The organism is Caballeronia humi (assembly GCF_001544475.1).
Lineage (GTDB): Bacteria > Pseudomonadota > Gammaproteobacteria > Burkholderiales > Burkholderiaceae > Caballeronia > Caballeronia humi.
Genome location: NZ_FCNW02000008.1, coordinates 145598 through 158829, shown reverse-complemented (window position 1 = coordinate 158829; position 13232 = coordinate 145598). Strand labels below are relative to the sequence as shown.

Sequence of the window (13232 nt, the reverse complement as noted above, 5' to 3'; positions counted from 1 at the left end):
TGTTCACGAGAAGAACGCAGCAAGCGGCGTCATCACGCGTTCATACGACACTTCGAGTCCGTCGAGGCAATCGTCGCAGAAGTCGGGACGTCCTCGCACGCGGGCTCGTGCCAGCCTGAACTGCATCACCATGGATTCCCGCGCGATGTGCTGCGCGTCCTTGGCAACACCCTCGGGCACGTCATAGCCGTGGTCGCGCAGCCACAGCACATACTTCGAGAGCATTTCGAAGTTCGCACCCAACTGACGCATCACGTTGAACGAATACTGATGAAAGTAATCGATGTCGCGATTTAGGACCGCATGGACGTGCTCTGCGAAAGCCGCGCGCCATTCGGTGATCGGATTGCTCGTCGGACGCCGCGAGAGATGCGTCGCAAGCGTGCTTACCGATACCTGCACGAGCTCCGTACCCGACAACGCAGGCCGATTGCGCTTGGCGAACTCCACGTACGGAAAGAGCAGGTTGGGATTGCCCGCCAGTTCCGGTGCAAGACTAAACACGCCGTCGTAATCGTCGCCGCCGAGCGTGTAATAGCCCGCGTTGTGGAAGTACTCGAGCTGCCGCGCGCTGGTATCGACGCGCTTGATGCCGATGGTGGTCTTCGAATGCGACTGATGGTAATTAGTCGCACGCGTGTCGGGCAGATAGAACGCATCGACCTCGACGATCACCAAGTGGCCGCGACGCGTCTGTTCGAGCACGTGCCGCTCCAGCGTGTCATAGATCGCGAGCTCCTGAGCCTGCAGGCCATAGAGCCGCGCGATGTCGTCCAGCGAAAACTTCGGAAACGTGAACTGGTCGCCTTCGAACGCTTGCAGCACGGTAAAGCCGAGCGCCGCGCGCGGATCGAAGCCGAAGTCGTGCAACAACTCAATCCACAGATCGACGTAGCAATTGGTTTCAAGCCACACGCGATCGCCCTGATGGAGCGGGTGACGATCCGCTTCGCGAAGCATTTGCCTCGCGAAAGCGGTTTGCTGCGGCGCCGCCGCCACGGCGCCATCCGCATTTGCGGCCTCAGCGGACGGGAGCGAACTCATGCGTTCGTGCCCGTGCGTGCCAGTGCGTCGGCGATCATCGGCGCGGCATCGCCCCACAGGAACGTGCGTACGGCTTCGGGCCATTTCGTCACGTCGAGGCCGTGATGGCGGAAGAGCGCGAGCGTGGTGCGCTCCATGCCGAAGCCGACACACGCCGTATGCGCAAGGCTGTCGTCGGCTTGCTGGATGTTCCAGATTTCGCCGAAGTGTTCCATGTGATAGTTGAACGACAGGCACGCGGTCAGCTTGTTCGGCGTCGCAACCGGCACGAGCAGTTCGAACTTGAGTTGCTGTTCGCGCTGGCTGTCGGCGACAATCTTGCCACCACGTCCGAAGAACGGATCGTTGGCGAGGTCGATTTCGAACGGCAGTTGCAAGAGGCGCACGAGTGCCGAGCCGCGCTCGATCCACTTCTGGCGGAACGCCATGACCTGAGCGGGGCTGCCGACGCGAATGTATTCGCGCATGCGGAACATCTGCATGCGGCCCGGATCGATGGAGGGCTCGTGGCGGAAGCAGTAAGCGAACACATCGACAATCGCGCCTTCTTCCGTGAGCTTGCCGCGCCGCGCGATCAGCGGATACACCGGATAGCAGGCGGCCGGCGTGAGCACGAGACGCGTCGGCTTTTGCTGATCCATCCATTCGTCGGAGCGTTCCTGGTCACCCACGGCGAGCGTCTTGTCGAGCGCTTCGAGCAGGCGATGATGGCCGCGGTCGTTGCCTTGGAATGCGTGGATCGTGCCGGCGAGATCGGGGAAGCTCTTCAGATACTCGCTATCCTCGAAGTCGTGACGGCGCATCGCGGGCGGAAAGCGCAGCACTTCCGCGCGCTGATCCGCGCCGAGCAGCGTGATGACCTTGTTCAGGCGATCGACCACATCTTCGAACACTTCACTACGGCCATAGAGACCGTTCTCTCCGGTATCGATCAGGATGCCGGCTTCGATCAGGCGATCGCGCAGCGTCGGATCGGATGCAACAGACGTCGTTTGTCCTGCGGCCTGCATCAGCACGGCCGGTTCGGTAGGCATGTTCATTTTTAGTTTGTCCCCGTTACTGCAGTGCGCTGCGCGAGCAGCAGATTGGCCGTGTTCAGTTCGATGCGGTCGTTGCTGATCATCAGCGGCGCCGACATGAGGTCGCGAAGATGGCGCCCCACGCTGTAGTCGCTGTCGTTTTTGTAGCCTGCCATGCCGCAAATCATCAGCGCTTCCTGCACGATCTGAAACGCCGATTGCGAGATCGCGATCTTGAGCATGTTCAGGTCGGCAGCCAGCCCGATCGACGCGCCGAGCGGCATGTCGACCTGGTCGCTTCCGATCGCCTGCCGTGCGACGCGTTCCGCGTTCGCTTCGGCAACCGCTTGAAGCGAAGCCTTCAGGCGAGCCTGCATCATGCGGTGCATCGTGACGGCTTGCACGAGACGCGATGCCGAGGGCGGCAACGCGCCGGGCTTGCCGCGCGCCTGATTGCGGAAGAACTGATGCGCGCGATTCACGGCATCCCCGGCGATGCCGATCCATACCGAAGCCCACAGCGTGTGCGATACCGGCAGCATGCTTTCATCCGCGATCTTCGCGAACGGCGCCGGCAGGATTTGCTCTGCGATGCCCTGCGCAGTGAGGCGATGGCCTTCGCTGCACGTTCCGCGCATGCCGAGCGTGTCCCACGTGCCGCGTCGCTCGAGTGTGAACGTATCGCGCGGTGCGACGATCAGCACCTGATCCGACGGCGGGGCATCCGGATGGCGGCGTGCCGTGACGAGGATGCAGTCCGCGTGCGCGCCATACGAGATGGTCGGCGCAAGCTTCTCGATGCTGAAGGCGCCGTCGACGAGATCGACTGCGCAAGCGCTCGTGCGCATGTTGCCGCCGATCGTCTCTTCGGACGTTGCCGAAGCGAGCAGCAATTGCTCACCGGCGATGCGTGCGAGCAGATCGTGCTGCCATGCCACGTCGGCCGCATGATCGACGATGCACGCGACCTGGCTCTGGTGCATCGCATAGATCATCGCGGCCGAAGCGCAGCCTTGCGCCAGCGCTTCGCAAAGACGCGCCACAGCATCGAGTTCGAGACCATCGCCGCCGAACGCGCGCGGGATCATTGCGGAGAGCAGGCGTTCGTTGCGCATCGCGTCGAACGCTTCGTGCGGGAAGCGTGCTTCGCGATCCACCGCGCTCGCATGCGCAGCCGAAATCGCGGCTACGCGACGGGCGGCGGCGAGCAGCGCGATTTCGTCACGCGCTGGCGGCGGCACGGTTGCGTCCGCGGGGTTGAAAACCTCCGTGCGGGCATTCATGCTGCGGCCTGCAGGCGGCGCAGTTCGACGATCGATGCTGCAAGCGTGTCGATGCTGGAAAACAGGCGGCGCGTGAGCATGCGATCGGGAATTTCGATGGCGAACTCGTCTTCGATGGCGAGCATCACATGCACGGTGGCAAGCGATGAGAGTCCTGCTGCATACAGATCGTCGCTGTCACCAAGCGAATCCACGGAGACGTCGAGACGGGCGGATTCAGAAAGGATACGGCGCAGTTGTGTTTTCATTGTTGTCATCCCCGGGGTGGCCACCGATTCATTCATTCGGCTATTTTCGATCAGAGCTTCGCATGGATTCGGCTTGCGTTCGGTGCTTGCCTGTTGCCATTCGAATCCCGCGCTGACGCTCGAGCGGCTCGTATCGAGTTGCTCATTACAAGCGTCTTACATCCGTCACCTTGCGCTCGTTCAGGCGTTGAAGCGGTGTCGTTTGTGTGACCGTATTTAACGAATTCCAATGGTCATACGTCCGTGCGATGGCGCACGAAATTGGGGCGGTCGGTATTTAGGCAACGTTTGAAGCATCTTGAGCTTCACTCGCGGTATGAGCCTTCGAACACAAAGCGTTTAGTGAGGCGTGTTCAGAATGCGGGGTCCGGGTGCTTACGTTGAGCAGGACCAGCATGAAAAGCTTCGATATGCACGCTCAAGCGGTGCAAAAAAAAAAGGCGCCTCGATTAAACGAGGCGCCTCTTTTTGCAAAAGCCTCAACGAGGCACGTTGACAGGCGAAGCAGCCACTCCCGTGGACGGAGAGTGCGCCTGGAGCATGCGTCCCCAGTCGTAGTCGATCTGATCCGGCGTCAGTCGATAAACACCCGCGCCCGGCGTAAAGGTCAACTCGCCGAAGAATATCCTGTCGTCCGGCGCGTAAAGGTCTACGCGCACATAGTCGAAGTTCGCCGACAGTTGCTTTGCGTTGCGGAGAATCTCGTCGAGGTTATCCGGACGCGGCGAAGGCACCGCGCTGTTCGGATAGTGCCCGATACGGATGTCGAGCTGGTTCCAGTCTTCATCGTAGAAGTCGCCGCGCGGATGAGGCGTGAAGCGGTCGGAGATATGCAGGATGAAAGCCTTCTGCTTACCCGCAACCTGGTTGAAGCAATGGATCTTGAAGTCGGCGGGGATGTTGCCGCTTTGATCGGTCAGCATCGCCTCGAAAAAGATCCGCGGCTTGATGTGCTCGTAGTGCCGCTCGCGCGCAACACGGTAGAAGTTCGCCGCCAGCCAGCGCTCGCTTAGCGCGTGCAACTCTTCGAAGGACGTCTCCGCTTTGTCATGAACCACCTTGACGTAGCCGCTTCCGTGATTGGCCTTCATCACGAACGAGGTGGGTAGCACGTCGAATACGTCCTTCGTGAAGTGATCGGGGCTCGCGAGTAAAGGAATCAGATGTTCCTCGCCGATCGTGCGGATGACGAAGTCGCGCACGAGGAGCTTGTCTGTCAGGTTCGCGAAACGTGGGTCAGGGTGAAGGCAGCGATAGACGATCTTCTCGTTGAACGTGACCGGATTCACGAGATCGGGAAACCGGCCAACGCTCATGCGGTGCGACAGACTCAAAAAGACCGAGTCGGGAAGTAGCTCTTTGACGGAGCCTGCGATTGTCTTCGAAAGCGACATGTCGTCCTCTGCTATTTGTTGTATTCGACCGCTTCCTTGGCTCACGCGGTCAGGGTTGGGAAGGGCCGTATGAGGGCGCGCCATAAGTACTTGAATACGCGCGGATGCGCTTGTCACTGCGACGCTTGGGCATTGCATTGAAAATCGCACCGGCCACTCTCGCCCCCGCGAGATCCAGCCGCTTGATCGCCTCACCGAGTTCGGCTTCACTTTGCGCGCTCGGACGCACCACGACGAGCGTCGAACCCGCAGCCGCGCCAACCATCACCGCATCGCTGACCGCGAGCACGGCAGGTGTATCGATGATGACAAGGTCGTATTGCGGCATCAGTTGTTCGAGCAGGGAACGCAGGCGCGTCGTCGAAAGCAGCTTCGACGGGTTGGCCGGCGGCACGCCGTTCGAGATCACGCTAAGACCCGGTATGCCCGACGCTTGCACCACCTCTTCGAGTTCGCGGCGATGCGTGAGCACTTCGGCGAGGCCGGCCGTGTGCGCAAGACCGAACTGGGAGGCAACCTGACCACGTCGCAGATCGCCGTCGATCAGGAGAACGCGATTGCCCGCTTGGGCGTGCAGCACGGCAAGGTTCGAAGCGATAAAGGTCTTGCCGATACCCGGCGTCGCACCTGCGACGGCGAGCACGTTGTTGCGCGCACCGTCGATGTCGCGCATCAAAGAAGTGCGGATGGCGCGCAACGCTTCGATGGCTTCTTCGTTCTGCGATGTCGTCGCGAGCAGGAGCGTGGCAGGGTCCGCATGCGGATCGCCGATACCGGCTTCAGCCAACTCCTTCGCGGCATCGCTCGCGTGCTCGTAAGGCATGCCGGGCAAGCGGCCACGAAGCGGCGATTCGTCCAGACGCAGTTGCTGGTCGCTGAACGCGACCGCGCCGAATACCGGAAGCTGCAGATGATGCTCGGCGGCATCCGGGCTGTGCACGATGCTCACCGACTTGCGCTGCCTCAGGAAGATATAGAGCCCGCTGATGATCAGGCCGCCGACGATCCCGCCCGCGATGACGAGCAAGCGCTTGGGCTTGGACGGCTCGGTCGGGTAGAGCGCGGTATCGACGAGGTGCACGTTGCCGATCGTGCCAGCGCGCGTGACCTGCAACTCGCGCGATTTGTCGAGCATCGCGACGTAGATGTCTTCAGCGACCTTGGCATTGCGCGTGAGATCGGCCGTCTTGCGATCCGACTCGGGCAACTGGTTGAAGCGCGAGTCGTACTGCTTTCTCTGCTGCTCGAGCGTCGCGAGTTGCTGATCGATCGTCTGCAGTTCCCGCGTGCCAGGTGCAAAGCGGCTGGCCGTTTGCGTGCGCTGCATCCTGAGGGTCGCGATCTGGGTTTCGATGTCGAGCGTGCCCTTCAAATACGACGATGCCTCCGCGCTCGGCGCCATCGAATTCGCTTGCGTGCGGTAGTCGCTAAGCTCGGTGTCCGCACGCTTGAGTTCGTCCTTGAGACGCGGCAGCTCGCTCTCGATGAAGTCGCGCGTGAGGCCCGCATCCTGACGCTTCTGATCGACATGCGACGCGATGTACGTTTGCGCGATCGAGTTGGTGATGGCTTGCGCGAGCTCAGGGCTCTTGTTCTCATACGAAATCTGCACGACGCCCGATTCCTTGGTGGATTCGGCCACCTTCAGCTTGCCGGAGAAGCGCTGCACGGCGGCGAACTCGCTAAAGCGCGCGACTGTGAACTCCGTGCCCGGACGCGCAACGAGATGGCGCACGAGCATCGTCACGCCATTGCCGGAAACCGGCGCACCCACTGCGCCTTCGAGTACCTTGTTGCCGTTGGGATCGATCAGCTCATAACGGTTGTTAGTCAGCGCGCGCAAGGTCATTTCCTTGTTGATGAAGCGCGACGGCACGTCGAGCGTATCGACGTTCAGCTCTTCACCACCCCATGCGAAAGAGCGCATGCCGAGAAACGCCGGCATCGGCTGGCCGGGATCTGAAAGCAACTCGGAGATGCGGCCGAGGACAGGGAACTGGTCCGGCGTCGCAAGGATGTCCTGCTTGTACTTTTTGATGACCGGCAACAGCACCGTGCGGCTCTGGATCATCTGGATCTCGGCATCGCTCGGCAAGGTCTTGGGGATGACCTCCTCTGATACGCTGCGTCCCGAACGCGAGTTGAGACCGAATGTGTTCGGATTCGGAAACTCGACGCGCACGACCGCATCGGCAGTGAACGTGGGTGTCGCCAGAAAGGCGTAGCTCGCGGCCAGCGCCGTGACCGCGATCACGATGAGAATGACTGCCCACATGTTGTCGATCAGCAGGCGCCATACGTTGACGGTGCGGGACGCCACCGTATTCCCGCTCGTGGAGTAAGGACCGTATTCGAGGATGGGTGTATTCATTACGCGCGTTCCTTATTTGCTGGTCGATTGCAGTTGCGGCGGGCGGTGCGTCGACGCTGCGCTGCGCTTCAGCGCTTCGCGATAGACCTTCAGATACGAATCGACCATCCTGTCAGGGCTGAACGAATCGGCATAACGGCGCAGTCGATCGTGCACTTGCGGGTCTTGCAGGGATGCGATCGCCTCGTGGATCCTGCCGATCATCGATTGCGGATCGTTGATGTCGAACACGAGATGCGAGGTGGGCTCGATCACTTCCGGGATGCCACCGGTATTGGCGCCGACGACCGGGACGCCTTGCGCATACGCTTCGACGATCACGCGGCCAAACGGCTCGTTCCATCGTGACGGCACGACCAGAACGTCGATGTCGTGCAGGAACGACGACGCATCGACGTGCCCGAGGAATTGCACGCGCGGGTCGTTGTAACGTGTCTTGAGGCTTTCGAGGTAGGCGTCGTCGCCCGTGCCGCCGATCGTTAGCGTCCAGTTGAGCGATGTATCGCGCATCAGCTCATCGACCAGCAATTCGACGCCCTTCTCTGGCGACACGCGACCGAGCATGCCGAGCCGCACCGCGTTCTTGACGAGACGGAAAGGGGTCTCCGGCGGTTCGCTCATCTCGGGCAAATGACAGTCGCTGATCACGCCTGTCGACGTTGCGCGCGCGAAGAAGCCGTTGTCGAGATGCTTGTCGAGCACGAAGCGGCTCACGCCGATCGCAACATCCACCTGGTCCGATTCGCTGCGCTTGTAGCCCGAGTAACAGGCGCACAGGGTGCATTGACGATCGCAGGAGCGGTTGCCCGAGAGCATCGTCGCGGAGGGGCACATCAGGTAGTAATCGCGCGCAGTATGAACGACCGGCAAGCCGGCCTTCTTGGCGATGCGCCAAAGATCGACGGAGAGGCACGACAGGTTGCTCGTGCTAACGAGATCCGGCTTTTCCTTGGCGACTACAGCGCGCAGCTTGCGCGCCATGAGCAGATTGTGCGAGTCGATGGCGTGCCAGACGAGCTTGGCGACGCGCGAGCGCTTGCCGGGGCGGTGAGGCCAGTAGAGATTGGCGAAACGAAGGCGCCAGATCTTTACGCCATTGAGTTCGGTCACGTGATCGACGCCCGTACCCGACGCGCAGACTACGGTCACTTCAGCGCCGGCTGCAACGAGTCCTTCCGCGAGTATCTGTGTGGAGACCTCCGCTCCGCCAAGAACGTCCGGATAGTACAGCGTGTTTGCAATCAATATCTTCATCTTATCCCCGGCCCACCTGAAGCCAGCCGTCATGCGAACGCCTGTTCGCAGCGTGTCACGTTATGCGCGCACGCAATGTCGACGTATTGCCGGGTGGGCTCGATCGCTTAATACGGTTTATTCATACGAAAAGAGCCGGACGTGGTCTACGTCTGGATCGCAACGCTCATGGATGTTGCTTTGGGCATAGACATCCTGCCCACGGGTCCACGGTATGTTGTTCAGCCGTGTCGTCTCGGTGCGTACGGATACACATAGACGATGCGGTGAAAACCGCAAGGGCTAAAGATAGGCTGGAAAGGACAACCGCTCAAGCTCGGTAACAGATTGATTCAGATGGACACAGGCGTGGCCCACGATTGCCTTTCAGTATCATATGAGCTTATGAAAGTTTTCGCCAATATATTTAGTTGGGATCGCGAATCAATGGATTAATCGGGAACTCGTTTGTTACTTAGCGTGAGCTTTCAGAAACAGGTTGCTTCGTGGATCGTTGTTGCACCAATGACGTGTTTTTTTGTTATCGTGCGCTCCTCTCTTACACACGGCGTTTGCCCATTTCGCCAATGAATCCGAAAAAGGTGCAATGCATATAATTTTTTAAATTCGCGCATTTTGCTCCGCGCAAACGGTTGCGCGTGACGTAAATCCGCTAATTCCCGTTATTGGGGCATTTTTTGCCCTTTCTGCGTCAAACCCTTTGCTGGCACGGGCGAGGTAATTGCTGCTGCGGTTCAAGCGTATACCCGTTGACGCTTCCTTCCTTTGCGAGCTTGCCTCGTTCCAGAGGCGCGCCCCTGTTTTCGCTTTAACCGACCCCGGCTGCGCCTCATGTGCGCGATTCCTGGAGATATGTCTATGCTGATGCTGCAATCCGATTTACACGGCAATCACTTGCTGAGCGGCCTTCCCACACAAGAGTGGAAGGCGATCGCCCCTGACCTCGAACTCGTGCGCCTCGAGTCTTCGCAGGTGCTTTGTGATGCGGGCGCGCGCGTGCGCCACATCTATTTTCCGATCACGGCGGTCGTTTCCTTGCTGCACACGATGGAGGACGGCCGCTCCGTCGAAGTGGCTTCGATCGGGCGCGAAGGAACAACCGGCGCCAACGTGCTGATGAACGGCGATGCGATGCCGTCGAACGTCGAGGTCCAGTGTTCGGGATCGGCGTATCGCGTAGACGCAGCGGCCCTGCGCCAGCATTTCGACCGATCGGAGGCAATGCGTCGCCTGATCATGCTGTATGCGCATGCGTTGTTTACGAAGATCGCGCAGACGGCTGCCTGCAATCGGCATCATTCGGTGAGTAACCAGTTCTCGCGCTGGCTTCTCGAGGCGATGGATGCGACCGGCTCGGACAAGCTCGTGATTACGCAACAGCGGATCGCAGATCTCCTGGGTGTGCGTCGCGAGGCGGTGACTGAAGCGGCGGGGCGCTTGCAATCGGCTGGGATCGTGTATCAGACGCGCGGTTCTATCCGCATCGTCGACCGGTGTGGACTCGAGGGACGTGCTTGTGAGTGTTATGGGTTGGTCAAGCGTGAGTTTGCTCGCCTTTTGCCTGCCATGCTGACAGAAGAAGCTGCGTAAGTATCGGAATATATGACCGCATTGTTTCGATGCGGTATCTTTTGCGTATTACGTCAGGTATAGCGTGATCAAAAAGATGACGAAGCGGTAGCCGAGGACAATGAACGCCGCGCCGATGGTCAACGCGGTGGCCCTGACAAAGCGCGCGAGTCCATGAGAATCGAACACGGGTCCCAGCGCAAGATATGCATATATCCCGCAGACACTGAGATTGATGAGCGAAAGCACCTTATCGACCGCGGGCGATGCGAGGCCTGCGCCTCCCGCGTGCACATTGATCGCCGCTATCATCAACGCCAGTGAAAAGAGCAACAGCAGAAACGCATAGAGATGCAGCGAGAAGTACACGTACGCGACGAACGGCTTGCGTTTCTGCTTGCGGACAAAAGCAAACGTCACTGAGAGCAGTAGCGCGAACGGCACGACCATGAGAATGATGAGCGATTTCGCATTGAGCACCGCAGCGCGATTGAACTCAGGCGTGTACTGCGCAAGATCGGTGTGAAGCATGGCGACTCGTTCAGCGACGAGGGTCGTCGCAAGCGGACTCCAGTCTTGGTGATTGAGATGCGACTCCATCGTCGAGCCGAAAATTTGCGTATCGGTCAGCGACTGCATCGCGAAGAAGAACGCGTTGGCAATGAGAAATAGTTGGAACGGAGCAACGTACGGCATGCGCTGCCCCTTGAGATGCGCGACGGTCAATTGCCCCGGATGGCAAAGCAGACACCACACCGTGCGCAGCAGTCTCCCGTCGATGCTCGTTGCCGCGTGCAGTACCTTGGCTGCGATGCCGCGCAGCGTGAGATCGGGCGGACGCAGCGGACTCTCGCCGCACTGCGGGCAGAAGGGGGTCGTGACCTCGATCGCACATGTTGGACATGTCCAGTGAGCGGGCGCAGACATGTTTGTCTCCTGCGCGGCAGCGCCGCATGAAGGCTGGTTCGATGCCATTGTGCGCCGGCGTCAGGCGATTGCTCGCTCATTTTGGAGGCCGCGTTGGCCGAAAAGGCGGGATCGAACTATCAATGCATTAATCGTCTGCTAAAGTAATGAGCGCTTTAGCGACATGAAAGTCAACCGGGCGCGCATATACGGCTTCGATCACTAACAGGCTCATCCGGAGGAACGGCGTGGTGACTATAGATGGCCGCTTCATGGCATCGGAACTCGAATCCGATACCCCCGCGTCAGGCCACACGCCTTTAGCGGCGCAGGCCATCCTTTTAATGCGCCGCTGGCAATTCGCGCATTGAGCCGCGCAATGGTGGCTTCATCGCGCTCGCTGCGCCTGCTTTGCGCGCTCGTCGCGCCTGCGTCGATGCTCGTCGCGACTGCCTCGCATGCGCAGTCCTATCGCGATGTGAACCCGGTTCCGCCGCCCGCGCCAGCACGTCCCGTCGCACCGCCGGTGCCGCCGGAGCCCGTCAGCGATTCGCAGCAGGTGGCCATCGAAGCATTGCGCGGTCTGATATTCGAAGCGCCCGGCGCGAGTGCGGATGAGCGCCCGAAAGACGGGATCGTCGCAAGAGACCTGCCGCTTCTCGACGAGGCGTTTCTCGCGGGCTTCGCCGCGGATATCGGCAAGCCGCTCACGCTCGGACGGCTCGCAGAAATTCGCAAGAGCGTCGTGCGGCGCTATCGCGATGCAGGCTTGCCGCTCGTCGACGTCTACGCGCCCGAGCAGGACGTAACCGATGGCGTCGTGCGTATCGTCGTCGCGAACTATCGGCTCGGTGCCGTGGTGCCGCGCGGCAATCGCTATTTTTCGAGCGATCTGCTCATGCGCGAAATGCCGCTCACCAAGGGCGCCCCGATCCGCGAAGCTGACGTGTCGTCGGGTCTCGCGCTGCTTAATGCGAATCCGTATCGAACGGTGGACGTGGTCTATGCGCCCGGCACCGAAGAGAATACGACCGACGTCGTGCTGCAAACACAGGACCGCTTTCCGCTGCGCGTAACCGCCGGCTACGATAACGCAGGCGTGCCGCAACTCGGTCGCGACCGTTTTTTTGCGGGTATCGACTATGGCAACCTGTTTGGACTGGATCAGCAGATCGCGTATCAGGTAACGGTCAGCAACGATTTTTTCAGCGGTAATCCGGACATCGAGGGACGGGAAAATCGTCCGCGTTTCGTTGCGCATGCGATGAGTTATAGCGCGCCCTTGCCGTGGCTGGACCGCATCGAACTGTTCGGTGTTTATGCGCAGAGCACGCCGCGTCTTCCCGACAGCTATGGGCAAACAGGCATCTCTGCGCAGCTCAGTTTTCGTTACGACTGGCGGCTCGCACCGCTAGGGACGTGGCAGCAGCAAGTGCAGTTCGGCTACGACTTCAAGCGCTCGAATAACGATCTCGAGTTCGGCGGCTTCCAGGTCTTCAATTCGAATACGCACATTCATCAGTTCGTCGTCAACTACGAGATCAGCAGGACGGATGCGCGCGGACAGGGGCGCGCGAACGCCATGGTCGTGCTGAGTCCCGGGCGTCTCGACGGAGACAATCAGGACGCCGCATTCGATGCGGCCCGCCACGGCGCGACGCCGCGCTATGCTTATCTGCAGTTGTCCGGGCAACGCGATGTGACGTTCGGACCCGGTTTCTCGGTTTCTGCGCGCGGCACTTTTCAATGGACGCCCGATACATTGCTGCCTAGCGAGGAACTCGGCCTCGGTGGAGACAGCAGTGTGCGCGGCTATGAACCGTATGTCGTGCAGGGCGATCGCGGCTGGAATGTGCAGACGGAACTACGCGTGCCTGCGTGGATCTTCGGTTCGAGCGGCATCGGCCTGCAGCCGTTCGTCTTCGTCGATGCGGGGCACGTTTGGAGCCGCATCGATCAGCCGGCCGAGCCGACCAATGGATCGCTCGTGAGCGTCGGCGCGGGCTTCCGTTTTCAGGCGGGGCGTTACGTGAACGTGCGCGGCACGTACGGTTTTCCGCTGCGCGCGCCGGTGCCTAACGGATCCAAGGCGCCGCTTGGAATGATCTTCGTCGTGCTTGGGAGTTGAGTGTCGTTAAAGCGCT

At 60.3% G+C, this 13232-nt stretch carries 10 protein-coding genes; 2 read left to right on the top strand and 8 right to left on the bottom strand.

The features are described from left to right. Window positions 1–3 precede the first annotated feature (3 nt). From AWB65_RS11445 to AWB65_RS11415, 7 genes are all read right to left on the bottom strand, one after another. Entirely contained in the window at window positions 4–1044 is a 1041-nt protein-coding gene (locus AWB65_RS11445) for a DUF1839 family protein (protein WP_087667266.1), read from the bottom strand. Further along, window positions 1041–2084 carry an amino acid--[acyl-carrier-protein] ligase gene (locus AWB65_RS11440; protein WP_087667265.1) on the bottom strand — a complete coding sequence of 348 codons (1044 nt, stop codon included), beginning with the start codon at window positions 2082–2084 and terminating at the stop codon, window positions 1041–1043. The genes AWB65_RS11445 and AWB65_RS11440 overlap by 4 nt, the downstream gene beginning before the upstream one ends. Window positions 2085–2086: 2 nt before the next feature. After that, window positions 2087–3346, bottom strand: coding sequence for an acyl-CoA dehydrogenase family protein (locus AWB65_RS11435; protein WP_087667264.1), 1260 nt, complete (start codon window positions 3344–3346; stop codon window positions 2087–2089). Next, window positions 3343–3594 (bottom strand): acyl carrier protein, encoded by a 252-nt coding sequence (locus AWB65_RS11430; protein WP_087656904.1) that lies wholly within the window; start codon window positions 3592–3594, stop codon window positions 3343–3345. Before AWB65_RS11430 ends, AWB65_RS11435 begins: the two co-directional genes overlap by 4 nt. A gap of 479 nt (window positions 3595–4073) precedes the next feature. After that, window positions 4074–4988 (bottom strand): ATP-grasp fold amidoligase family protein, encoded by a 915-nt coding sequence (locus AWB65_RS11425; protein WP_087667263.1) that lies wholly within the window; start codon window positions 4986–4988, stop codon window positions 4074–4076. 49 nt (window positions 4989–5037) lie between these two features. Further along, complete coding sequence (locus AWB65_RS11420) at window positions 5038–7359, bottom strand: polysaccharide biosynthesis tyrosine autokinase (RefSeq protein WP_087667262.1); 2322 nt, start codon at window positions 7357–7359, stop codon at window positions 5038–5040. A 12-nt stretch (window positions 7360–7371) separates the two neighbouring features. Further along, complete coding sequence (locus tag AWB65_RS11415; RefSeq protein WP_087667292.1) at window positions 7372–8613, bottom strand: glycosyltransferase family 4 protein; 1242 nt, start codon at window positions 8611–8613, stop codon at window positions 7372–7374. An 858-nt stretch (window positions 8614–9471) separates the two neighbouring features. Here AWB65_RS11415 and AWB65_RS11410 point away from each other — a divergent pair. Further along, window positions 9472–10203 carry a Crp/Fnr family transcriptional regulator gene (locus AWB65_RS11410; protein WP_087667261.1) on the top strand — a complete coding sequence of 244 codons (732 nt, stop codon included), beginning with the start codon at window positions 9472–9474 and terminating at the stop codon, window positions 10201–10203. Window positions 10204–10251: 48 nt separating this feature from the next. Here AWB65_RS11410 and AWB65_RS11405 read toward each other — a convergent pair whose 3' ends face one another. After that, the gene (locus AWB65_RS11405; RefSeq protein WP_087667260.1) at window positions 10252–11109 is read right to left on the bottom strand and encodes a DUF3667 domain-containing protein; all 858 of its coding nucleotides are present in this window, start codon (window positions 11107–11109) and stop codon (window positions 10252–10254) included. A gap of 358 nt (window positions 11110–11467) precedes the next feature. Between AWB65_RS11405 and AWB65_RS11400 the strand changes: the two genes are divergently transcribed. Beyond that, window positions 11468–13216 (top strand): ShlB/FhaC/HecB family hemolysin secretion/activation protein, encoded by a 1749-nt coding sequence (locus AWB65_RS11400; RefSeq protein ID WP_087667259.1) that lies wholly within the window; start codon window positions 11468–11470, stop codon window positions 13214–13216. The last annotated feature ends 16 nt before the right edge of the window (window positions 13217–13232 follow it).